19 protein-coding genes are annotated in these 22,891 nt (G+C 77.4%); 2 read left to right on the top strand and 17 right to left on the bottom strand.

The window, feature by feature from the left end; all coding sequences use genetic code 11:
• Positions 1-455: 455 nt before the first annotated feature.
• Entirely contained in the window at positions 456-890 is a 435-nt protein-coding gene (locus tag EDC03_RS16675; RefSeq protein ID WP_123381403.1) for a YlmC/YmxH family sporulation protein, read from the top strand.
• Between the two features lie 147 nt (positions 891-1,037).
• On the opposite strand, the gene EDC03_RS16680 is transcribed toward EDC03_RS16675, so the two are convergent.
• The 3 genes from EDC03_RS16680 to EDC03_RS16690 all read right to left on the bottom strand — a co-directional run bounded on the left by EDC03_RS16680 (position 1,038) and on the right by EDC03_RS16690 (position 5,444).
• Positions 1,038-3,443, bottom strand: a complete 2,406-nt coding sequence (locus EDC03_RS16680) for a family 43 glycosylhydrolase (RefSeq protein ID WP_123381404.1) — start codon at positions 3,441-3,443, stop codon at positions 1,038-1,040.
• 976 nt (positions 3,444-4,419) lie between these two features.
• Positions 4,420-4,869 carry a hypothetical protein gene (locus tag EDC03_RS16685; RefSeq protein ID WP_123381405.1) on the bottom strand — a complete coding sequence of 150 codons (450 nt, stop codon included), beginning with the start codon at positions 4,867-4,869 and terminating at the stop codon, positions 4,420-4,422.
• 113 nt (positions 4,870-4,982) lie between these two features.
• Positions 4,983-5,444 carry a hypothetical protein gene (locus EDC03_RS16690; RefSeq protein ID WP_148058132.1) on the bottom strand — a complete coding sequence of 154 codons (462 nt, stop codon included), beginning with the start codon at positions 5,442-5,444 and terminating at the stop codon, positions 4,983-4,985.
• Between the two features lie 539 nt (positions 5,445-5,983).
• Between EDC03_RS16690 and EDC03_RS16695 the strand changes: the two genes are divergently transcribed.
• A complete protein-coding gene (locus EDC03_RS16695; protein ID WP_148058133.1) occupies positions 5,984-6,382 on the top strand; it encodes a hypothetical protein in 399 nt (132 codons plus the stop codon).
• A gap of 49 nt (positions 6,383-6,431) precedes the next feature.
• Here EDC03_RS16695 and EDC03_RS16700 read toward each other — a convergent pair whose 3' ends face one another.
• The 14 genes from EDC03_RS16700 to pgsA form a co-directional block, all read right to left on the bottom strand.
• Positions 6,432-7,481, bottom strand: coding sequence for a phosphotransferase family protein (locus tag EDC03_RS16700; protein ID WP_148058134.1), 1,050 nt, complete (start codon positions 7,479-7,481; stop codon positions 6,432-6,434).
• Positions 7,478-8,689: an aminoglycoside phosphotransferase/kinase family protein gene (locus tag EDC03_RS16705; protein WP_123381409.1), complete on the bottom strand. Its 1,212-nt coding sequence runs from the start codon at positions 8,687-8,689 to the stop codon at positions 7,478-7,480. The genes EDC03_RS16700 and EDC03_RS16705 overlap by 4 nt, the downstream gene beginning before the upstream one ends.
• Complete coding sequence (locus EDC03_RS16710) at positions 8,686-10,485, bottom strand: ABC transporter ATP-binding protein (protein ID WP_241967241.1); 1,800 nt, start codon at positions 10,483-10,485, stop codon at positions 8,686-8,688. Before EDC03_RS16710 ends, EDC03_RS16705 begins: the two co-directional genes overlap by 4 nt.
• Positions 10,482-11,762 (bottom strand): glycosyltransferase family 4 protein, encoded by a 1,281-nt coding sequence (locus EDC03_RS16715; protein ID WP_123381411.1) that lies wholly within the window; start codon positions 11,760-11,762, stop codon positions 10,482-10,484. Before EDC03_RS16715 ends, EDC03_RS16710 begins: the two co-directional genes overlap by 4 nt.
• Entirely contained in the window at positions 11,759-13,066 is a 1,308-nt protein-coding gene (locus EDC03_RS16720) for a glycosyltransferase family 4 protein (RefSeq protein ID WP_199720368.1), read from the bottom strand. The genes EDC03_RS16715 and EDC03_RS16720 overlap by 4 nt, the downstream gene beginning before the upstream one ends.
• Entirely contained in the window at positions 13,053-14,384 is a 1,332-nt protein-coding gene (locus tag EDC03_RS16725; RefSeq protein ID WP_123381412.1) for a glycosyltransferase family protein, read from the bottom strand. The genes EDC03_RS16720 and EDC03_RS16725 overlap by 14 nt, the downstream gene beginning before the upstream one ends.
• 188 nt (positions 14,385-14,572) lie before the next feature.
• Entirely contained in the window at positions 14,573-15,844 is a 1,272-nt protein-coding gene (locus EDC03_RS16730; protein ID WP_123381413.1) for a hypothetical protein, read from the bottom strand.
• A gap of 141 nt (positions 15,845-15,985) precedes the next feature.
• Positions 15,986-16,753, bottom strand: coding sequence for a class F sortase (locus tag EDC03_RS16735; RefSeq protein WP_199720369.1), 768 nt, complete (start codon positions 16,751-16,753; stop codon positions 15,986-15,988).
• On the bottom strand, positions 16,740-18,107 hold the full coding sequence (locus EDC03_RS16740; RefSeq protein WP_123381414.1) for a hypothetical protein: 1,368 nt from the start codon (positions 18,105-18,107) through the stop codon (positions 16,740-16,742). The genes EDC03_RS16735 and EDC03_RS16740 overlap by 14 nt, the downstream gene beginning before the upstream one ends.
• A 218-nt stretch (positions 18,108-18,325) precedes the next feature.
• Positions 18,326-19,309, bottom strand: coding sequence for a pyridoxal 5'-phosphate synthase lyase subunit PdxS (pdxS, locus tag EDC03_RS16745; RefSeq protein ID WP_123381415.1), 984 nt, complete (start codon positions 19,307-19,309; stop codon positions 18,326-18,328).
• A 1-nt stretch (position 19,310) separates the two neighbouring features.
• A complete protein-coding gene (locus tag EDC03_RS16750) occupies positions 19,311-19,991 on the bottom strand; it encodes a hypothetical protein (protein WP_199720370.1) in 681 nt (226 codons plus the stop codon).
• On the bottom strand, positions 19,988-21,226 hold the full coding sequence (locus EDC03_RS16755) for a glycosyltransferase family 4 protein (protein ID WP_123381416.1): 1,239 nt from the start codon (positions 21,224-21,226) through the stop codon (positions 19,988-19,990). Before EDC03_RS16755 ends, EDC03_RS16750 begins: the two co-directional genes overlap by 4 nt.
• On the bottom strand, positions 21,223-22,170 hold the full coding sequence (locus EDC03_RS16760; RefSeq protein ID WP_123381417.1) for a phosphatidylinositol mannoside acyltransferase: 948 nt from the start codon (positions 22,168-22,170) through the stop codon (positions 21,223-21,225). The genes EDC03_RS16755 and EDC03_RS16760 overlap by 4 nt, the downstream gene beginning before the upstream one ends.
• Entirely contained in the window at positions 22,167-22,829 is a 663-nt protein-coding gene (gene pgsA / locus EDC03_RS16765) for a phosphatidylinositol phosphate synthase (RefSeq protein WP_123381439.1), read from the bottom strand. Before pgsA ends, EDC03_RS16760 begins: the two co-directional genes overlap by 4 nt.
• Positions 22,830-22,891: the final 62 nt, after the last annotated feature.

The raw sequence follows: 22,891 nt of genomic DNA on the forward strand, positions 1-22,891 counted from the left end.
GCTCGGTCGAGCGGATGACCGGCCTGGACGTCACCGAGGTCAACGTCGAGGTCGTCGACGTGTTCATCCCCGGCCTGGACGACGCCGACGACGACTCCGACGACGCCGACGGGGGCAGCACCTCGCGCGTCCAGTGACACCCCGCCGGGACCACCCCCCGCACAGGTCGTCCCGGCCACCGACCACGACGCCGGCGCACCACCCCCCGGGTGCGCCGGCGTCGTGCTGAGCCGGGACGGCCTGCCTCAGGTGCGTACCCGCACGAGCGCCCGGACGCCCGAGCCGCGCGACCTCCTCCCCCGGCCCGCCACGCCGGGCCTCACCGGCACGCCCTGCCGACCCGGCGACCGACGTCCCGGTCGGTGGACGACGACCCACGACCAGAGACACCGTCCCCGACGCGACCCGCGAGGTCGCAGCCGTCGGGGCGGTGCACCAGCAAGGACCCCACCGCGATGCCTTCCCCGCTGACCGAGCACCACGGCCTGCTCCTCTCCCGAGCCGGTGTCGTCACAGCAGACGGCCACGACCTCGGGCCGGTCGTCGACCTGTACTTCGACGACCTCACCGGGCAGCCGACCTGGGCCACCGTCCGCGCGGCCACCCCGGCCCTCCCGTCCGGCTCCCCCGGGCGTCTCGCGCTCGTCCCCCTGCGCTCCGCCACCTACTCCCGCGGGGTGCTGCGTGTCGTGGCCATCGCCGAGCAGGTCGCCGGCGTGCCCGCCCTCCCGAGCGGCGACCACCTCGGCGGCCTCGACGAGCGCAGGCTCCTCGCCCACTACGGCCTCACCGCTCCGGCCGACCCCGCCACCGTGCCGCAGGCCCCGGCGGCGCGGACGGCCGAGGCCGGGAGCGACGGGCCGGCAGGCCAGGAGCTCACGCCCGCCTGACCCTCACGCGGACGTGCCCCGGCGGGCGCCGTCCGGCATGCAGCAGGGTCGCGGTCGGATCCGTGGACCGGGCCACGCTCGACGGCGACCGCCGACGACGAGGGCCCCGCAGCGCATCGCTGCGAGGCCCCCGCGGTGCTCCGGCGGTCAGCCGATCGTGACCGCCACGCTCACCCGCTCGCCCGAGACGGCGCCCGTGGCGACCATCTCGGAGGTGCCGGCAAGGGTGCGGCGCGGGACGCGCACCACGCCCGTGGCAGCGCCGTCGGCGTAGGTGCGGACGCGGGCGACGCGCTCGCCGCCGAGCGTGACCACGACGGCCTCGCGGGCGTCGAAGCCGGACAGGTCGACCTCCACCCGGTCGCCCGCCGCGATCGCGGTGCCGCCGGTCAGCACCAGCTGCGGTCCCTCGGGCGCCGACGAGAAGGTGTAGGTGTCGACCTCGACGAGGTCCTCGCCCTCCGGACCGGTGAAGGTGATGTAGACGTCGTGGACGCCCGCCACCCCGGTGAGGTCGGCGGTCGCCTCGGACCACTCGCCGAGCGGGCCGTCCAGCGCCATGGTCGCGACGACCTCGCCCTCGCGGTCGTCGAGGCGGACCTCGACGGCACCGCCGGCCACCAGCGGCCTGACGCGCGCCGTGAGCGAGCCGGCCCCGTCGCCGAAGTCGGCCTGCGCGAGCGACGTCCAGTCGCCCGCGTCGACGTCGGTGAGGACGAGGTTGGGGGTGCCCTCCCCGAACTGCGCCGAGGAGCCCTCGACCTGACGCGTGGTGAGGCCCTGCTGCCAGGCGATGGTCTCCGCCTCGAGCACGCCGTCGTGGACGGCGAGCGGCTTCACCTGGTCGACGCCCGCGTAGGTCCCCACGACAGGCTGCATCGTGCCGTCCTCGTCGAACACCAACCGCTCGATGTGGGGGCTGCGGTAGCCCTGCGTCTGGTCGCCGTTGATGCGCTTGTTCAACGTGGGCGCGTGGTGGGTGAAGTAGTGCTCCCCGCCGAGCTCGAACACCGACTGGTGGTTGTTCCCGCCGGTGCCTGCGCCGAAGAACTGCGACTGGTTGGGGAAGAGGACGCCCTCGTAGGCCTCCGCCGGCCAGGAGGTGGGGTCGTCGGACATCAGGTAGGGGATCTGACCGCCACCGGGGTAGCCCGGCAGCGGTGCCTGGTTGCCGCCGAAGTCCGGGCCGCCGAAGTGGGAGGAGTACGTCAGGTAGTACAGCCCTCGGCGCTCGAAGACGTGCGGCGCCTCGAACGACACGGGGGTGTCGAGGACGAACGCGGACCCCTCGGTGTCGATCATGTCCTCGGTGAGGCGGATGCCCCGCATGTTCTTGGGGTTGTTGAACCGCTCGGCCGGCGGGAGCGACGTCGACGCGGGCCCGCCGCCGAAGAAGAGGTACTCCTCCTCGTCGGCGGGGTCGATGAACGGCGCGGGGTCGAACTTCCAGGCGACGTCCTCCGCGCCCGGCGTCCCGCCGTCGATGAGGGTGTCGTCGCGCGGGTCGTCCCAGGGCCCGAGCGGGGAGTCCCCGACGACGACGTTGCTGGAGCCGCCGCCGTTGGCGTAGTACAGGAACGTCTTCTTCTCGCCGTCGACGACCTTCTGCACCGCACCCGGCGCCCACGAGTTGTTCGTGTACGGCGCGACGCCGTCCGGGCCGGCGACCTGGATCTCGCCGTGGTCGGTCCAGTTGACCAGGTCCTCCGACGAGATCACGGTGAGCTGGTTGATGTCGCCGTAGTCGATCCCCGGCGAGACACCGGTCTGAGCGTCGGGCGCGTAGCCCTGCGTGTCGTTGGTCATGTACATGTACACGCGGTCGCCGTCGACCATGCCGAAGCCGTCGGCGCCGAACTTGTGCGAGATGAGCGGGTTGCTGTCGCCCGGGACCTTGCCGAGCACCTCGATGGTGCGCGAGCCCGGCTCCGGCGCCGGTGGGGCCGCGACGCCGACGAGCGACACGTCGTCGACGGTGAAGTCCATGAGGTGGACGTCCGGCGCGGCCTGCGGGTCGGCCGTCCACGGCGTCTCCAGGAACACCCGCGCGGTCGACACGTCCTGGCCGGCCGGCACGGTGAAGGAGCCCTCGACGAGACCCCACTCCCCACGGGCCACCGTGGCGGTGCCCATGTTGGTGTACGACCCGCCGCCGTAGTGGATCGTCATGAAGAACTGCTTGGTGGCCGGCGCGTCCGGGTCGTCGTACCGGACGCGGGCGCTCAGCCGGTAGGTCTGGCCGGCGACGACCTTGCCCGACAGGTCCTGCATCGGCCCGGAGCCCGTGGTCGCCCGGTCGGTGACGAGCACCGCGTGCTCCCCCGAGTACGCGTCGTCGGTGAGCGTGAGCGTCGCCCCGTCCGTCGCGTTGCCGTCGTTGTCGAACCACGGGTCGAGGCCGTCCTCGAAGCCGCCGTTGACGAGGAGCTCCTCGTCCGCCGCGGCCGCGGTGCCGGTCGTGAGGGCGCCGGCGACCAGCGCGCCTGCCGCGCCCATCGCGAGCACGGCGACCTGCCGTCGCCTGCGGGTGCGAGGTCCTGTGGGGTGCGTCATCTCGTCTCCTTCGCGAGCGTGCCGACCGGGTGGCCGGAGGTGACGACCGCACGAGCTCCGCGGTGGCTCGTGGGGTCGGACGACGAGCGGGTCAGGGCTCGTCCGAGAAGCGGTGTCGGTCGTGCGAGCAGCTCTGCTCACCGCTCGCCACGAGGTCCGGACGAGGGCGGCCGCGTCGTTGCCGGTCGGCCCGTTGCCGAAACTACGCTTGTGCGACAGTGCACAGATATCGGAAATGTTAGCGCTCCTACGGCGCACGGTCCAGGTGCGTCACCGACGGGCCACCTCGGACCGGGAGGGGCGGCCGGGTCACGAGGCCTCGTCAGCGGGACGCTGACCGACCACCGACCCTGTGCCGCAGGCCTCGACGAGGAGGCCTGCGTCGGCGACCACTGCTGGGCACCTGGTGACCGATGGGCCGATGGGCCGATGGGCCGATGGCGACGACGTCCCCGGTGCGCCGCAGGTGCCGCGGGACGTCGTCGTCGCCCGTTGACACGTCGAGCGTTGCGCTGCCTCCCCCGAGGCCGAGCAGGACCAGCGCAGCAGCACGGCCGCGTCGTCGGGGACAGGTGCTCGTCGACCTCGAGGGGTACCGCACGACTGCTCGCCTCCGCCGCGGGAGCGACGACGAGCCGGACCCGTCACCTCGCTGGTCGAGGCACGACGCCGCGGGCCCGGCGCCGGCCGGTCCCGCTGACGACCCTCAGGAGGGCTCGACGTCGTGGCGGCGCGACGACGCCTCGCGCAGCCCCTCGGCGAGGGCGAGGGCCTCGGGTCCGTCTGCCACGGAGTACGTCACCTCCACCACCGACCCCTCCTCGTCGTCCAGCTCGACGGTGGAGGTCGCGTAGTCGCGGGCTCGATCGGCCTCGGCGGTGCGGGGTGCCCGGGGTCGCCCTTCTGACGTGAGCGGGAGCCGACCCGGGGACCATGACGTCGGGAGGCGCCGGCGGCATGTCCACGCCGCGCCCCGCTAGGCGATGAGGACGTCAGGCGCTCCGCCCGGGTTGCGGTTCTCGACGGTGCTGCCGGCGGTGCAGCGGTCGTTCAGCTCGAGGGTCGCGGCGTCGAACCACTCCGTCGGGTCGAGGGGCGAGGTCGCGCTGACCACCAGCGTGTCTCCCCTCTCGACGACCGATCCGTCGGGGAGCTCGATCGACTGCCCCGGGACGGACCACGTCGACCCGGAGGGCCAGGCCAGCACGTTCTCGTCGTCGATGGTCGGGCAGCCAGCACCGTTGACGGTGAGGACCCCCTCGCGCCCGCTGGCGTCGAGACCTCGGTCTCCGGTGGGGTCGGGACCGACGGTGACGAGCGGTACCTGCTGCTCGCCGGGCGCGGGGGAAGCGCACGCCGTGGTCGCCGTCAGGGCTGCTGCCGCGAGCAGGACCAGTGCCTTGCCTGTCTTCGGGCCGAGGACCATGGGCCTCCGACGGCTCGCGCGCGGGCTGCGGTTCCTGGGCCGAGATCGCTGCACCCGTGGTCGGCGGCCCGCCGACGATCGACCGGCGGCGCCCCGGCCCGACCGTCCCGAGCTCACCGTGAGATGTAGCCGAAGAAGAAGACGTCGACGACCCCGCCGCACGACTCGCGCGTGTCGTCGTCGGCCGGCTGGGTCCCGCCGGCCACCTCGAGGCGATCGCCGGCCTCGACGACGCGACCGGTCGGCAACCTCACCCCCACCCGGTCGTCCAGGGGGCGGCTGCCCCGGGGCCACGAGACGACCGTGCCCTGGCTCCCTGCCCTGCCGACGAAGCCCAGGCACCCGTCGACCACACCGACGGTGCCGCCGCCGGCGGCCTCCATCGCCGAGTCCGCGGGCGACGTCGCGACCACGGTGACGCCCTCGGCACCGGTCAGCACCCGCGCAGGCGCTCCGGTACCCGGTGGGTGCCCCAGGAGGTAGATGCCACCGGCGACGGCGCCGACGAGGAGGACGCCCGTGACGTAGCCGACCACGGCGCCCTCGCGCCTGCTCCTGGACGTCGGGGTAGGCACCCACCGAGCGTGGCACTCCCGCAGAGGTGTGCGCACGGTCGAGGCGCGGTCCGACGCCGACTCGTCACCTCCTGCCCATCGGCACCGCGGGGGCCGGGGGCGGTCGAGGACACCGACGGCGGCTTCGTCGTCCGCGATGGCCCGGCCCTTCCGCCCGGCTCGTGGATCTCCGCGGAAGTCGGCTTCGCCGCCTCCCTTCGCCGACCCGACCGGACGACGGGCTCGTCGGACGAGCTCTTCATCACCTCGCCGTCACGAGAGACCCTGGAGCGGTCGCGGCTCTTGCCGCGGCCCACGGTCCCGGTCGACGACCGCTCGCCGGCGGGGCGGGCAGCTCAGGTCCCTGCCGTCGGCACCGCTCGTGGCCGTCTGCGCGGGAGCGTCAGCGGGACGCCGACCGGCCGTCGGTCGTCGGCCTCCTCGACGCGGCGAGCCCTCCCGCGACGACGTCGGTGGCGCACGGCGCCGACGGGGGACGGAGCCGCGGGACACCTGGGAGGCGTCGGAGTCGGATGACGACCAGCACTCGAGGAGCCGTGGTGGCTGCCTTGCTCGTGTCCTTGCTCGCGGTGCCGACGGGGTGCGCGACGGTCCAGACCCCCACCGCACCGTCCGCCTCGTCCTGCCTCCCCCCGGCTCGGGGTGACGCGCAGATCGACTGGGTGCCGTTCGTGGTCGTCGACGGGCAGATGTACGCGACGTCCTACGACCCGGAGCACGCCCTCGAGGAGTCCGAGGTCGGCGACGTCGTCGCCACGGTCTCCTGCCGCATCGCCGACGTCGGGGACCCCGACTTCCGGCCCCGTGACGGCGACTCCGCGTACCTGCCAGCCGGTACCTCGTTGCACGAGGTGCGAGGCAGAGCACCCGGGTCGGCCCTGGCAGCACTCGAGGACGGCACCTGGCGCCTCTTCACGCCCGTCGACGAGCAGGGGTAGATCGGCCGTCGTCCCGTCTCGGGCCGTGCCGTCGACGACACCGGCCGCATCATCCCGGCGCCCACGGCCGACGTCGGAAGGCGTGCACCGCCACGAGCCGGACCGCGGTCACCTCGCGCAGGACGTCGACCCGAGCGGCCCCTGCCGGGTGGAGGGCCAGTGGGTGGCCGCCCTGCCGGAGCCCGGCGCGCAGGCCGGCGGCCGCCGCCGCAGCCGCGCGTCGTCGTGCCGGCGAGGACGCCGCGAGGAGGTCGAGGTGCGCGGCGAGGTTGGCGACGTCGCCCGCCGGGTCGGCCAGAGCCGCGGTGTCCCAGTCGAGGAGCAGCACCCCGTCGTCGCGGACGAGCACCTGGCCCTCGTGCAGGTCGCGGTGCGTCGGGACGGGCGCGGCCGCGGGCAGCGCCGCCAGCGCGGCGAGCGCCCGGTCCTGGCGCGCCACGAGCCGCTCGGCCTCCCCGGGGTCGAGGACGTCGGCGGCGACGGCCGCGGCCGTCCACCGGCGGGTCGTCACGGCCTCGTCCTCGGGCGAGTGCACGGGCCACCCCTCCCCCTCGCTGCCCGCCCCCGGGGCGGCGAGCGCCAGGGCGGCGAGGGCCCGGCCGAGCAGCACGCCGGCCCGACGGCACTCCCGGGCGCTCCCCCGTGCGAGCAGGTCGTCCAGCGGCGTCCCCGCGGCCGGGGCGAGGACCACGACGCCGCCGCCCGGGTCGGCCGTGACCACCTCCGGGCGAGCGGGAGCGGCCGGAGGTGCCGCGGCCAGGAGGGCGTCGACGGCCGCGAGCCGGGCCAGCGCCCGGCGGGTCGCACTGCGGCGGGCGACCTTGGCGAAGGTGCCGTCGGCGCGACGCACCACCGCGCGCCGGCCGGCACGGTGCCCGACGACGACGGCGCCCGGCTCGGCGGCCAGGGCGGCGAGCGCGGGCAGGTCGGGGTCGTCGTCGAGCACCTCGAGGCGGCCGTCGACGACGCGTCCGGCACGGACGCGGTCGTCCACCGCGAGCTCGAGGACGAGGTCACGGGACGGGGCCTTGAGGTCGGCCGGCCACGCGCGCCGCTGGACCACGCCGCCGCCCGCCGACCCCGCGGCAATTGCGCTCACCGTGCTCCCCCGAGCGCGTCCTCGGCCACGGCGAGCAGGTCCTCGACGGCGTCCGGCCACGCGGGGTGACGGCGACGGAACGGCTCGACGGCGCGGACGAGGTGGGCCGCGGCCACCACCGCCCCCGAGGGCCGACCCGCTCCACCGAGCGGCACCGGCTGCGCGGCAGCGGTGGTCGCCCGCTGCGCGGCGTCCCAGCTCGCGGCGTCCCACCCGCGCGGGAGCAGCCCTGCGCGGTCCCAGTCGAGGACGTGAAGGCGGCCGTCGGGGCCGACGACGACCTGGTCCGGGGAGAGGTCGCCGTGGGCGGGCGCGAGCGGCTCGTGCGCGAGCCGGGCCCGCAGCCGCGGCAGCAGCTGCCCCGCGCGTGACGCCCAGCCGTCGTCGAGGACGCCCAGGCCGCCGACCGCGGCGGTGACCGCACGCTCCAGGCGTCGCCGCGCCTCCGCGGCCGCCCCCGGGTGCCCGTCGTGACGACCGGCGGCGTGCTCGACGAGCCGGGCGCGGACGGCGTCCGTCCCGTCGGCGGGGGCCCACGGGCGTCCGGGCACCCACGGCAGCACCTCGGCGTCGCCGTCGGCGTGGCGGCGGACGAGCAGCGACGTGCCGTCGGTGCCGGGCGCGGGGTCCAGACGGCCGACCCAGCGCCGTCCGGGGTTGTAGGAGAGCGTCGTCGCGACGACGTCCCCGCCACCGCGGGCCTCCCGGGGCCGGCGGACCGCCAGACCCGTGTCGGGCCGCAGCCGCGCGAGGCCGCGGAGCGCGCGGTCCGCGGCGGCCGGGGCGAGCAGCACCCGGGTGGCGGGCTCCACGCACGCGGGCAGCTCGGCCCGCCGGGCGGCGTCGACCTCCTTGCGCGCCTTCGCCTCCCAGTCGTCGGCCGCCCGCGCGGTCACGAGGACGCGCGGCGACCGCCCGTCGGGCCCCTCGAGGCGGACGCCCGCGCGCACGGAGGCCCCGGGCTTCACGCGCAGCCGCTCGACGACGGCCGTCGCGGCGACCTCGGGCGGGACGAGGGCGGCGAGCGCCGTCCGCAGCCGGTCGACGTCGAGGACGAGCGCGAGCCCCGGCAGCCCCGGGTGCCGCGCCGTCACGGCGGCGTCCGCCGCGGCCGCCCGCGACGCGGCGACGGCGGCCGCCACGTCCTCGGCGGGCGGGGCCGCCCATCCCGTGGGCGCCTCGGGGACGGTGCCGGCGGGCGCGGTCACCGGCCCACCTCCTGCGCCGCGGCCACGGGCGCCGCCGGCCGGGGCCGCTCCACGAGCCGGCCGTCCTCGAGGGCGACGACCCGGTCGACGTGGTGCAGCAGCGCCGGGTCGTGGGTGACGAGCAGGGTGGTGCGCCCGCGGGACAGCTCGAGCAGCGAGCCGAGCACCTCCGCGGCGCTCCGCGCGTCCAGGCCGGTCGTCGGCTCGTCCAGCAGCACGAGAGCAGGGTCCCGCAGGAGCGCCCTCGCCACGGCGACCCGCTGGCGCTGGCCGCCCGACAGCGTCGCGCCGCGCTCGGCGACGGACGTCGCGAGCCCCTCCGGCAGGACGTCGAGGAGCGAGCCGAGGCCGGCCCGGCGCAGGGCGTCCTCGACCTCGGCGTCGGTCGCGTCGAGGCGGCCGAGGCGCACGTTGTCCGCGAGGGTGCCCTGCAGCAGCACCGAGTCCTGCAGGACGACGGCCGTCGCGGCGCGCAGGCTCTCCCGCGTGACGGCGGTGACGTCGTGCCCGTCGACGCGGACGGTCCCGTCCTGCGGCTCGAGGAAGCGCAGGAGCACCTGCAGCAGCGTGGACTTCCCGGCGCCGCTGGCCCCGACGAGGGCGACGGTCTCGCCCGCGCGGATGCGCAGGTCGGCGCCCCGGAGCACGGGCGTGCGGCCGGGGTGTCCGACGACGAGCCCCTCGACGTCGACCGCCAGCGAGCGGCCGGGGGTGCGGCGCAGCGGGCGCGCCCAGGACCGGTCGCGCTCGGGGACGGCCTCGTCGAGCGCGTCGGCGATCCGCTCGCCCGACGCCGCGGCCTTCGCGATCCGGCCGGTGTGCTTGGCCAGGTCGCGCAGCGGCTTGAAGGCGGTCTTGAGGTAGGTGAGGAAGACGACGAGCTCGCCGGGGGTGATGGCGCCCTGCAGCACGCGCCACCCGCCCATGACGAGCACGACGGCGGTGGCCGCGCCGACGACGACGTCCGTCCGCCGCTCGAGGCCGGCCGTGAGCCGCTTGGTCCGGACGCCGTCGGCGAGGCCCTTGGCGTCGTTGCCGCGCAGGCGCGCGGAGAGGTGGTCGACGAGCCCGTAGGCCTGGACGGTGCGGACGGCGGCGAAGGCCTCGCCCGCGTCGCCGGCCATCGCGCCCTCCTGGGTGCGCTGGCTGCGCGAGGCGCCGGTGATCCGCTTCGCGGACGTGCGGCCCGACAGGACGAGCAGCGGCAGGACGGCCACGACGACGAGGGCCAGCAGCGGGTCGAGGACGAGGACGACGACGACCATGCCGACGACCGTGAGCACGTTGGCGAACAACGGCAGGCCGGCGGTGACGGCGACCTCCTGGACGCGGCCGACGTCGCCGACGACGCGCTGCACGAGGTCGCCGCTGCGGGCGGTCTCGTGGAAGGTCAGCGGCGCGCCGAGCAGCCGCTCGTGGAGGTGGGCGCGCAGGCGCGTCGTGACCCGGGCCCCGACGAGGGCGAAGGCGACCGTCGACAGGTACGCGGCGCCGGCGCGCATCCCCGCGACGACGAGCACGGCGACCCCGGCGCCGACGAGCAGCTGCGTCGTGCCGGGGGGCACGCCCTGCCCGGTGACCGCCGGGATGACGCCGTCGACGACCCAGCTGACCGGCCACGGCTCGAGCAGCCGCGCGGCCACCTCGACGAGGACGGCGAGGAGCCCGCCGCCGGCGAGCAGGCGTGCGCCGCCGGTGTGGGGGCGGATGACGCCGAGCGTGCGGCGCAGGGCCCCGGCCGGGGGCCGCTGCACGGGCCCCGCGGCGGGGGCGCTGCCCCGTCCTCGGCGGCTCACGCGCGGCTCCCGACGAGCGGCGCGGCGGCGCGGCCGGGCCCGGGCGCGACGGCGTCGGCGGCGGCCCGGGCGGCGTCCGCCCCGGCGAGGGTGCGGGCGACGACGTCGTCCCAGGTGAAGCGGCTCGTCGCGGCGGCGCGCCCGGCGTCGGCCAGCCGCCGGCGCAGCGCCGGGTCCCGCACGAGCCGCCGGAGGGCGCCCGCCATCGCGGCCACGTCCCCCGGCGGCACGAGCAGGACCTCCCGCTCGTCGTGGAGCAGCCGCGGCACGTCGGCCACGGCGGAGGCCACGACCGGGAGGCCGGCCGCCAGGTACTCGACGAGCTTGAGCGGCGAGAAGTACGCCTCCCCGGCGGGGTACGGCGCCGCGGCGACGTCGCAGCCGGCGAGGAGGGCGGGCACCTCCGCGGGGTCGACGGCCCCGGGCGCGACGACGTCGACGCCCGGCGCGGCGGCGCGCGCGAGCACCTGCTCGCGGGTGGGGCCGTCGCCGACGAGGAGCAGCCGCACGGCGTCGGGCGTCCCGACGAGGGCGGCGGCGGCGTCGACGAGCAGCTCGAGGCCGTGCCACGGCCGGAAGGTGCCGACGAAGCCGACCGTGAGCGGGGCGCCCGGGACGGCGCCGCTGCCGGTGGCGGGGGCGAAGCGGTCGGCGTCCACGCCGTTGGGCACGACGGTGACGGGCGCGCCGGACAGCTCGCGGGCCCAGGTGGCGACGGCGTCGCTCACCGCGACCGCGGCGTGCGCGCTGCGGAGCGCGCGGCGGCTCAGGGCCACGGCACCGGCGTCGTCGACGAGGACGCGGTGACGCGCCTGCTCGTCGACGAGCGGGGCGTTGACCTCGAGCACCGTCGTGGCGCCAGCGGCGCGGGCGCGCTCGAGCGTGCGGGCGCTCCACAGGCCGTAGCGCTGGTAGACGACGGGGACCCCGGTCGTGCCGGGCAGGTCGTGCAGGTCGGCCACGAGGTCGGCGACGAGGTCCGCCGCCCGCTCGTCGAGCGCGGTCAGCGCCCGCTCGGCGGCGGCGGGGCCGTCGGCGCGGGGGCGTCCGAGCTCGTGGACGACGACGCCCTCGAGCCCCGCGGGCGCGTCCCCGCCGAGGCGGGCGGCGACGAGGTGGACGGGGGCGCCGTCGGCGCGGGCGACGAGGCGGCGCAGCACCTCCTGCACGTGCACCGAGCAGCCCTTGCGGCCGTAGGCGGGCACGCCCGGGTCGAGGACGACGTGGACCGCGGCGCGGCCGGTGCCCGCCGTGCCGGGCACGGGGACGGCGCTCATGCCGTCACCGCCGGGGCGGTCGTGCGGGCGGCGGCGACGTCGGCGGTGATCCGCCGCAGCGCCGCGGCCTGGCCCCGGACGTCGAACCGGAGCTCGACGTGCGCGCGGCCGGCCCGCGAGAGCCGCTCGCGCTCCTCGCCGTCGGCGAGCAGGCGCTGGAGGGCGTCGGCCAGGGCCGCGGCGTCGCGCTCGGGCACGAGGTGGCCGGTGACGCCGTCGATCACCGCCTCGGGGACGCCGGTCACCGGCGTCGAGACGACGGGCGTCCCGACCGCGAGGGACTCGAGCACGACGGTCGGGAGCCCGTCCCGGTCACCGTCCTCGGCCACGACGCAGGGCGCCGCGAAGGCCGCCGCCCCGCGCAGCAGCGCGACGACCTCGTGCTGCGGCAGCGGGCCGAGCAGCTCCACGGCGTCCTCGAGCCCGAGGCGGGTGACGCGCGCGGCCAGGTCGGCGGCGCCGTCGCCGGCCCCGGCGAGGCGCAGCCGGACGTCGACCCCGCGGCCGCGCAGGAGCGCGACGGCGTCGAGGAGCACGTCGAAGCCCTTCTTCGGGACGAGCCGACCGACGGCGGCGACGACGGCCGGGCGGTGCGCCGGGCTGCTCCACGTCAGCTCGTCGAGGTCCAGGCCGTTGTGGACGCGGTGCAGCCGGGCCGTCGGGTGGCGCTCGGCGAGCCACGCCGTCGTCATGTCGCTGACGGCCACGACGCCGTCGGCGTCGGCCATGACAGCGGCGAGGCGGCGCGGGTCGACGTCCTCGTGGAAGACGTCCTTGGCGTGCGCCGTCATGGTCCACGGCAGCCCGGTGAGCATCGCCGCGAGCCGCGTCGTCCGGCCCGGGAGCGAGGCGAAGTGCGCGTGCAGGTGGGTCACGCCCTCGGCGACGGCCCAGCGGGCGACCCCGACGGCCTGGGCGGCGACGCCGGGGTCCTCGTCGAGCAGCGCGTCGAGCGCCTCGCGCGACGGGGCGACGCCTGCGGCGCGCAGGGCGGCGAGGCCCTCCCACACCCGGACGAGGCCGCCGCGCACGTCGTCCGGCACGTAGGTCACCGGGGCCTGCACGCGGGCGAGCAGCGCGTGGAACCGCGGGTCCTTCGGCGGCCGGAGGCTCGCGACCACGGCGCGCTCCCCCGCCTCCTCGCGGGCGACGAGCTCGCGGACGATGAAGGTCTCCGAGAACCGCGGGTAGCTCTTGACGACGTAGCCGACGAGAGGTCGGTCGGCGTCGGCCGGGGCACCGCCGTGGACGGGACCCGCGGGGGCGGCCGTGGCGGTCGGGGTGAGGGGCTCAGACAGCAGCACGGTCGGTCTCCCAGGTGGTGTCGGTGGCGGCGAGCTGGACGGGGACGGCGGGGCGCAGCCGGCGGGCGACCCGCTCGCCGACGGTGCGCAGGCCGCCCAGGGCCAGGCCCGAGCGGTCGGTGCGGCGGGTGACGGCGCCCGCGAGCCAGGCGCCCAGCCGGCCGGGGGTCACCTCCTCCGGCAGCAGGACGTCGAGCGCGCCCCGCGCCTCGAGGGCGCGGGCGCGCACCTCCTGCTCGCGGCGCGGTCGCGTGCGGGGGACGACGAGCGCCGGGACGTCGGTGGCGAGCAGCTCGGCCACGGTGTTCGCGCCGCCCATGGCGACGACGGCCTCGGCGCCGGCGGCCCAGGCGGCGCTGTGCCGGCTGAAGCGGACGACGTGGAGGTCGTCGCGGGCGAGGGCGCGCTCGCGCAGGACGCGCAGCTCGTCGTCCGGCAGCTGCGGCCCGGCGACGAGGACGAGCGTCGTGCCCTCGGGCGCGGGCGCCTCGGCGAGCGCCCGGGCGAGCGGCGCGCCGTCCTGGCCGCCGCCGACGACGCCGAGGACCCAGCGGTCGGTGGGCACCGGCGGGCGGGAGGCGGCGTCGGCCTCGGGCACGCGGCCCTCGGCGAGGTAGCCGACGTGGACGCACCGGGCGGCGACGTCGGGCGCCATGCCCGCCGCGGCGGGGAGGTCGTGGACGGCCCGGTCGCCGTAGACCCACACCTCGTCGTAGCAGCGGCGGACGGCGTCGTCGCCCTCGTCGGCGGCCCACTGCGTGGTGGCCGTCGCGGGGTCGTCGAGGACGTCCCGCAGCCCGAGGACGACGCGGGTGCCCCGGGCGCGCAGGACGGGGAGGACGTCGGCGAGTTCTCCCCCGAAGCCCCAGGGCGCCTTGTCGACGACGAGCAGGTCGGGCGCGAAGGAGGTCAGGGCGGTGGCGAGGAGGGCGCTGCGGATGCTGACGACGTCGGCCAGGTCCGAGCGCAGGGCCCGCGGGGCGTAGCCGCCGTCGGCGTCCTTGCGGACGCCGGGGAGGACGACGACGTCCACGCCCTCGGGGCGGGGGAAGAGGCCGGCCTCGGGGGCGCCGGACAGGACGAGGACATCGGCCCCGGCGCCGTCGGGCCCGTCGTCGGCGAGCACCTCGGCGAGGGCGAGGTTGCGGCGGAGGTGGCCGAGGCCCTGGGTGTCGTGGCCGTAGAGGGCGACGCGGGGGCGGGCGCTGCCGCGGGTGGGCAGCGCCCGGACAGCGGCGGTGCGGACCCGGCGGGCCCCCGCCGGCCGGGGGGCGGCGGCGGTACGGGCGGCGGGTGAGGTGCTGCTGCTGTCGACCATGGGCATGACCCTGACGGCCGTCCATGACGCGTCCATGAGCCGTCGATGAGGGCGCCCTCATGAGCCGGCTCTCACGGAGAGGCCGTCGAGACCGGCGGCCGCGCAGCCTCTCCCACTCCCCCGCGGCTCCCCCGACGCGACGAGGCGCCGCCGGCCCGGACGGGTCGACGGCGCCTCGTGGGCGTCGGTCAGGCGGGGCTGCGGCGCTGCGTCCGGACGACGGCGACGCCCGCCACCGTGCCGAGGGCGAGCAGCCCGCCGCCGAGACCGGCCAGCTGCCCGTCGGAAAGGCCCGGCACGGCAGCGGTCTCGACGCCCGTGTTGGAGCGCAGGCCCGGGTTCTGACGCGGCGGCGTGGTCGCCGTCGGCGTGGGGACCGGAGCGGCCGTGGCCGTGGGCTCCGGCGTCGGGGCCGGCTCGACCGCCGCGGCGGCGACCTCCGCCTCGGCGGTGAGGACCACCGGCGCCGTGTCGCCGTAGGCGACGAAGATGACGCCGTAGGAGCCGGCCTCCTCCTCGGCGGCCAGGGTCACCGACGCCGTGGTGCCGGCGCCCTCGACGAGCGGGAAGCCCACGAGCGGCTCGGCGTCGTCGACGTCCTCCTCGACCGCGGAGCCGGCCGCGCCCTCGGCGATCTCGGAGAGCGCGGACAGGTCGGCCGAGCCGCTCGCGGCCGCGGCGTCGCCGAGGCCCGCGAGCTCCTCGGCGCCCAGCACGTCACCCGGCTCCACGCCGAGCTGCTCGAGCTCGTCGAGGGGGAAGAGGAAGACCCCGAGGTCGTCGAGCGTCTCGACGCCGAGCGAGGGCAGCAGGCCCTCGGGGGGCAGCGAGACGGTGAAGTCCTCGCCGGCACGCGCCTCGATCGGGTCGTCGTCGAGCTCGCCGTAGAAGGTGAGGGTGGTCTGGACGACGGCGGGGTCGTCCTCGGCGGCGGGGAAGAGGTCGAGCGCCACGAGCAGGGGGGACGTCGCGTCGAGCAGGTCCACCACGACGCCGTCGACGACGAGGTACGTCTCGTCGACGTCGGCGAGGAGGTCGTCCTCGAGGGGGATTGTCACCTCGACCGTCGTCACGCCGGCGGCCTCGACGACCTGGACGGCGAGCCCGTCGAGGAAGGGCTCCGGCAGCACGGGGTCGTCCGCGTACAGGCTCCGGTCGTACTCCTCGGCGTCGACGAGGCCGGCCGTGACCTCGCCGTCCACGGCGGACAGGCCTGCGGTGAGCTCGATGCTCACCGCGCCAGAGGCGGGCACGGAGACGACGTCGTCGAGCGAGACGAGGCCTTCCTCCTCGTCCTCGGTGAAGGAGAGCGCCGCGACCTCGGCCACGACGCTGCCCTCCACGGGGTCGAGGACGACCTCGTCGGTCGCGGCGAGGGCCGACGGGGCGGCGAGGACGACGGCGGCGAGGGCGCCGACGCCGATCCCGGCGGCGCGACGGCGTGAGGTGCTGCGGGACATGGGTCTCCCAGGCTCGGTGCGGGCGCGCACGGCCCGCGGCACGGCGACCGTAGACGGCTCACCGCGCCCGCGGGGCGGAAGCGCAACCGATTGCCCGGCGCACCCACCGACGGTCGGTGCGCCCGGCGCGGCCCGCCGGCCTCAGCGCGCCCGCGGCGGGACGAGCTCCGTCGTGACGACGAGGTTCTCGGTCGACCGGCGGCCGTCCTCGCGCTGGAAGCACGTGATGAGCACGAGCCGCCCCGGGGAGACCTCCCAGACCTCGTCCGCGTCGGGCAGGGCGTCCTTGCCGTACCGCTTCACCTCGGTGACGCGGTAGGTCGCCGTGCCCGACGGCGTCTCGACCTCGACCTCGTCGCCGACGTCCACGGCGCCGCCCTCGTGGTCCTCGTCGAGGAGCTTGTTGAAGGCGGCGTCGCCGCGGCTCCACGAGTGGGCGGCGATGTAGACGGTGTTGTCCGGGGCGGCGTCACCCGCGCCGGGCTCGCCGTAGGGGTCGATCCAGTAGGCGTCGCTCATCGTCGGCGGGTTGATGGCCCCGCTGTCGGGCTCGAGCGCGTGGACCGGGAGGTCGATGCCGACGGCCGGCACGCGGAGCCGGATGTCGGCCTCCGCCTCGAGCGTCGGCACGGCCGTCGGCTGCGGCGCCACCGACGGGGACGGCGAGGGCTCCGGTGCCGGGGGCTCCGGGGACGGCGAGGGCGACGCCGTGGCCGACGGCACGGGAAGGGGCGCCGCGACGGGCTCGTCGTCGCCGAGCAGGCCGGCGGCGAGGAGACCGCCGCCGGTGAGCACGAGGGCCCCCGCGACCACGGCCCCGACGACCCGGGCGCGGACGCCCCGAGGGCGCCGCCGACCCGCGGTGGGGTCGGCGGCGCCCTCGGAGGGGGTCACGTCAGGCGCGGGCACGCCGCTGCGACCTGAGGGCGACGGCCCCGGCGGCGGAGCCGAGGAGGAGGAGACCGGCGCCGAGGCCGACGAGCTGCCCGTCGGACAGGCCCGGCGCGGCGGCCGTCTCGACACCCGTGTTGGAGCGCAGGCCCGGGTTCTGGCGGGCCGGGACGCGGGTGGCGGTGGCGGTCTGGGCCGGCGCCGGCGCGATCACCGTGACGGTGGGCGTGGGCTGGGGCGCGGGGGCCGGGGCGGAGGGCTCGGGCTCCGGCTCGGGGGCGGGCTCGACCGGGGCGGCCGCGACCTCCGCGAAGGAGATGCCGCCGACGTTGAGGTCGCTGTCGTAAGAGGCGACGTTGACGTACAGGAGGTACTCGCCTTCCGGCAGAGCGGTCGAGCTCTGCAGGGTGGCGCCGCGACCGTCCTCGTCGACCTCGGCCTCGAGGTAGTAGGGGTCCTCCTCCTCGTCCACCACGTCGTCCTGCGCCAGCGTGGCGCCGTCCTCGACCTCGACCGAGTACTCGTCGGCGACGTCGGCGAGGCCGTCCTCGGTCCGACCGGTCGCCACGGCCGCCGCGAGCGAGTCCGGCGAGGCCGAGAGAGCTCCCGCGGACTCGCGCGTGGAGGCGAACCAGCCGAACTGGCCGTCCTCCCCCGGGATGACCATGACGTCGGCGTAGTCGATCCGGCCGAGACCGAGGACGTCGAGCGCGGAGTCGGTCGGGACCTCCAGCCGCACCTGGTCACCGGCTCGGAACGCGACGTCGTCGAGGTCGAGGAAGACGTCCGCGAAGCCCTCGACCGGGGCCGGGTCCTGGATGAGGAGCTGGCCGAGCTTGCCCGGCTTGAGGTCCACCGTCGTGGTGGCGACGACGAGGGCGCCCGGGAGGCCGTCCACCTCGAGCCCTGTGACGGTGAGCTCGACCTCGTCGACCTCGACGAGCGCCGGGTCGTCCTGCGGAATCGTGATGAGGAGGGAGTCGAAGCCGTCGTCGGTCGTGGCGGGGACCACGTCGACGTCGACGTCGAGGGTCGGCAGCTCGCCGTCCTCGGGGATCTCGAAGTCCGGGTCCTCGTACACGGCGTTGTCGACCAGGGTGACGACCGGGTCGCCCGGGAGCACCGGTGCAGGGAGCAGGAAGGAGACCGCGCCCGACTCGGGGACGGGGATGGTGTCGAGGACCGAGGCCTGGTCCTCGTCGGCCGGGCCGCCGTAGACGACGACCTGGACGTCCTCCGGCTCGGCGCCGAGCTCGATGGTCGGCAGGTCCTCGGCCGGGGCAGCGGCCACCGGAGACGCGACGAGGGCGACGGCGGCCAGGGCGCCGAGCCCGATGCCGGCGGCGCGGCCTCGGGACGTGGTGCGGGACATGGGGGCTCCCTCAGGAGTCGGTGCGGGCGGCACCGCCCGCGAGTACCCCGGAAAGTAGTCGGGCGCACCCCGGTCCCGGGAGGGTTCTGCGCAAGCGCCTGCGCGACGGGGCGAACCGTGACCCGGGCGTGACGGCGCCGTGACCAGCCGTCGCCCGGGCGGGTGACCGGCCGGTCCGGTCGGGTGAGGGCGCCTCACGGCGCCCTCACCCGACCGGGTCACCAGCCGCGGCTGGCGAGGCGGTGCGGCTCGGGGATGGCGTCGACGTTGAGACCCACCATGGCCTCGCCGAGGCCGCGCGAGGCGTCGGCGACGGCGTCGGGGTCGTCGAAGAAGGTCGTCGCCCGGACGATGGCCGCGGCGCGCTGCGCCGGGTTGCCGGACTTGAAGATGCCCGAGCCGACGAAGACGCCCTCGGCGCCCAGCTGCATCATCATCGCGGCGTCGGCCGGGGTGGCGATGCCGCCGGCGGTGAAGAGGACGACGGGCAGCTTGCCCGCCGCGGCGACCTCGGCCACGAGCTCGTAGGGCGCCTGCAGCTCCTTGGCGGCGACGTAGAGCTCGTCGCTGCTCATCGAGGAGAGCTTGGCGATCTCGCCGCGGATGGTGCGGATGTGCCCCGTGGCGTTGGAGACGTCGCCCGTGCCCGCCTCGCCCTTCGAGCGGATCATCGCCGCGCCCTCGGTGATGCGCCGCAGCGCCTCGCCGAGACCCGTGGCGCCGCAGACGAAGGGCACCGTGAAGCGCCACTTGTCGATGTGGTGGACGTAGTCGGCGGGCGTGAGCACCTCGGACTCGTCGACGTAGTCGACGCCGAGGGACTGCAGCACCTGCGCCTCGACGAAGTGGCCGATGCGCGCCTTCGCCATGACGGGGATGGAGACGGCGTCGACGATGCCCTGGACGAGGTCCGGGTCGCTCATGCGGGCGACGCCGCCCTGGGAGCGGATGTCGGCGGGGACCCGCTCGAGCGCCATGACGGCGACGGCCCCGGCGTCCTCGGCGATCTTCGCCTGCTCGGCGGTGACGACGTCCATGATCACGCCGCCCTTGAGCATCTCGGCCATGCCGCGCTTGACGCGGGCGGTGCCGCGCGCCGCGGCGCCGGCGGCCGTGTCGCCGGGCCCCGTGGGGGGCGCCGGGGAGGTGCTGCCGGGGGTGCTCGTCGTCTCGCTGGTCTCGGGCGTCGTCACGGCCCGCATCCTAGGCGCCGGTCCCCCGCCCGCCCGACCCGGCCACCGGCCCACCGGGCAGCCCGACGGCGGCCTCGACGAGTCCCGGCGGCGGGGCGTCGTCCACCTCGAAGGTACGCGGTGCGGGCGCCCGCCCGGCGAGGCGGGCCCACCGCACGAGGCGGCCGCGCCGACGCCGCCGCACCTGCACCTGGGCGTCGTTGGAGAAGCGGCGGGCGAGGGTGAGCCGGTGGCCGGCGACCGCGAGGTCCTCCACGACGCCCGCGGCGGCCGGCTGGTCCGCGAGCACGACGAGCACCTCCGGCGGCAGCGCGGCGCGCAGCGCGGCGGACAGCTCGCTCTCGGCCCTCTCGCGGGCCGGCCCGAGCGGCCCGTCGTCGGCGGAGGACGTCGTCCCGTCCCCCGGCCCGTCGTCCTCCCCGGCCGCCAGCGCCTCGGCGGCCGCGGCGGCGAGCAGCACCGAGGCCGCGGGGTCGAGTAGGCCGGAGCGGGCCGCGCGGTCCGCCGCGGCGGCCCGGCGGACGAGCTGCTCGAGCAGCGCGGCCCGCGCGGCGTCCGCCCGCCGGTGGAGGCGGTCGAGGCGGCGCGCGGCCGTGCTGAGGCCGACGGCCAGCAGCACGAGCGCGAGGAGCAGGAGCGGCGCGACGACGAGGAGCCAGCGGTCGACGAGCACCTGCTCGGCGCCGGTCACGGCCCGCCCCGCACGGGCCGCCGCCACCACGACGCCGGGGTGGCGGCGCCGGGGTCGGCCGCCAGCGAGCGCGGCCCCTGGAGGACCGTCTCGTAGACGGCCTCGAGCTCGGTGGCGACGACCGACCAGTCGTAGCGCGCCACCGCGGCGGAGGCCGCGGTGCGCCGCTCGACGGCCGGGCCGGTGCCCGCGGCGCCGTCGGCCAGCACCCCGCCCAGCGCGGTGGCGAGTCCGCCGGCGTCCCCGACGGGGAAGAGGGCGCCGAGGGTGCCGTCGGCGAGCACGCGGCGGAAGGCGGGCAGCCCGCTCGCGACGACGGGAGCGCCGGCCGCCATCGCCTCGACGAGGACGATGCCGAAGGACTCCCCGCCGGTCTGCGGGGCCACGTACGCGTCGACGGAGGCGAGCAGCGCCCGCTTGGCCTCCTCGTCGACGGGACCGAGGACCTCCACGGCCGCGGCGTCGGCGGCCGGCAGCCGGCGGAGCACCTCGCCGTCGCCCGTCCCGGCGACGAGCAGGCGCAGGCCGGGGTGCGCCGCCCGCAGCGCCGGGAGGGCCGCCGCGAGGACGGCGAGGCCCTTGCGCGGCTCGTCGAGGCGCCCGAGGAAGGCGACGGCCGGCGGCCGTCCGGCGCGCAGCCCCTCCCACTCCCGGCGCGGGGCCGCGGAGACGAAGTCGTCGACCTGCACCCCATTCGGGACGACGACGGCGTCACCGCCCAGGTGCTCGACGACGGTCCGCCGCGCGTCCTCGCTGACGGCGACCCGCGCGGACAGCCGCTCGAGACCGGGCCGCAGCAGCGGCTGGGCCGCCCGCATGGCCCGCGAGCGCTCCAGCGCGCTGTGGAAGGTCCCGACGACGGGCACCTGGGCGGCCAGCAGCGCGAGGAGGCCGAGGCTCGGGGACGCGGGCTCGTGGACGTGGACGAGGTCCCAGCGCCCCTCGGCCAGCCAGCGCCGGACCCGTGCCGCCGCCAGCGGCCCGAAGGCGAGCCGGGCGACGGAGCCGTTGAAGGGGACCGCGACGGCGCGGCCGGCGAGCTCGAGGCCCGGGTCGTCGGCGAGCCCGCCGTCCCCCGGGACGGGCTCTCCCTCGGGGCCCTCGGCCTCCGCACCGGGTGCGAGCACCCCGACGACGTGCCCGCGCCGGCGCAGCTCGCGCGCCTGGTCGCGCACGTGGAGCTGGACGCCGCCCGGGACGTCGACGGCGTACGGGCAGACGACGCCGATCCTCACGACGACGCCCCGGCCGCCGGGGGGCCCGGCGGCAGGAGCACGGGCTGCAGGACGTGCCAGTCCTCGGGGTGCCGGCGGACGGCCTCGCCGAGGAGGTCGGCGACGCGCTGCGTCGTCGCGGCCACCCGCGCGGCCCGCGGCCCCGTCCTCACCCGCTCGACCTCGTGCGCCCGGCCGACGACGACCCACCCGCCGGGCGCCCCGCCGTCGCGCTCGTACGAGGACTCGAGCACGAAGAGGCGGGCGTCCGCGACGTCGGCCAGCGCGGCCGCGCCGCCGCCCACCCGGGCGCGCCCGCCGAGCAGGTCGACCTCCACGCCGGCGCCGCCGAGGTCGCGGTCCACGAGCAGCGGGACGACGCCGCCCGCCCGCACGCGCCGGACCAGCGTGGGCATGGGCGGCGGCCCGCCGGTGAGCGGGAGCGCCTCGACGCCGACCGCCGCGCGGGCGGCCACGAAGGCCTCGAAGACCTCCGGCGGCTCGAGCCGCTCGGCGACCGTCGTCACCGGCCCGAGGTGCAGCGACCCCCAGGCACCGGGGACGTCCCAGCTCGCCGAGTGCGAGAGGGCGACGACGACGCCGCGTCCCGCGGCGAGCTCGGCGTGCATCGGCTCGAAGCCGACGGGGCGGAAGGCCCGGGTGCGCCGGTCGTCGTCCCACGTGCCCACGCGGAAGACGTCGACCCAGCAGCGGGCGTACGAGCGCAGCCCGTCGCGGACGAGGCGGCGGCGGGCACGGCCGACGACGTCCGGCCGCACGGCCGCGAGCGTCCGCGCGTACTGCCGCACCCCGCCGAGACGTCCCTCGCCGGCCGGGCGCGGGGGCGCCGCCCGCCAGGCGAGCCACAGCGCGTCGGCGGCCAGGGCCGCCGCCCCGCGCACGAGGGGCTCCGGCAGGAGGCAGGCCGCCCGCCAGGCCAGGAGCAGCGGCGGCCGCCGGGTCACGGGCGGGCCCGGCCGGCCCGCCGCCGGGGGCGTGCGGCGTCGCCGCCCAGCGCCTGGCGCCGCACGGTCGCGACGCGCTGGCCGATCGTGAAGGCCGACAGCACGGCCAGTACCGCGAGCACGACGACCATGAGGGCCGTCGGCGCGCCGAGGCCGACGAAGAAGGTGGCGGCGAGGACCGCCACGAGCCGGTCGGCGCGGGCAGCGATGCCGACGTCGGCGGTCATGCCCAGGCCCTCGGCGCGCGCCTTGGCGTAGGAGACGACGGAGCCGAGCACGAGGCAGCCGAGCGCCAGGAGACCGGCCGTGCGCTCGGCGGGGCCGTCGGCCCCGGCGCCGAGGAACCACAGGGCCACGCCGAGGAAGATCGCCGCGTCGCCGAGGCGGTCGAGCGTCGAGTCGAGGAACGCCCCCCAGGTCCCCGTGCGGCCCATCTCCCGGGCCATGGCGCCGTCGAGGGAGTCCGTCAGCGTGAACACGGTGACGACGAGCGAGCCGGCGACGAGGTGGCCGTCCGGGAGCAGCAGCAGGGCCGACAGCACCGTGCCGAGCGTCCCGAGGACGGTGACGACGTCGGGGTCCACCCCGCGGCGGACGAGGGCCCGCGCCGCGGGGGCGAAGACCGCGGAGACGACGGCACGGGCGTAGCGGCTCAGCATGGTGCTGTGCACCCTAGCCAGCGGCCCGCCGTCGCCCCTCCCCGCGGACGACGGCGCGCCGC

Origin of the sequence: Pseudokineococcus lusitanus, assembly GCF_003751265.1 — a bacterium.
Taxonomy (GTDB): domain Bacteria; phylum Actinomycetota; class Actinomycetes; order Actinomycetales; family Quadrisphaeraceae; genus Pseudokineococcus; species Pseudokineococcus lusitanus.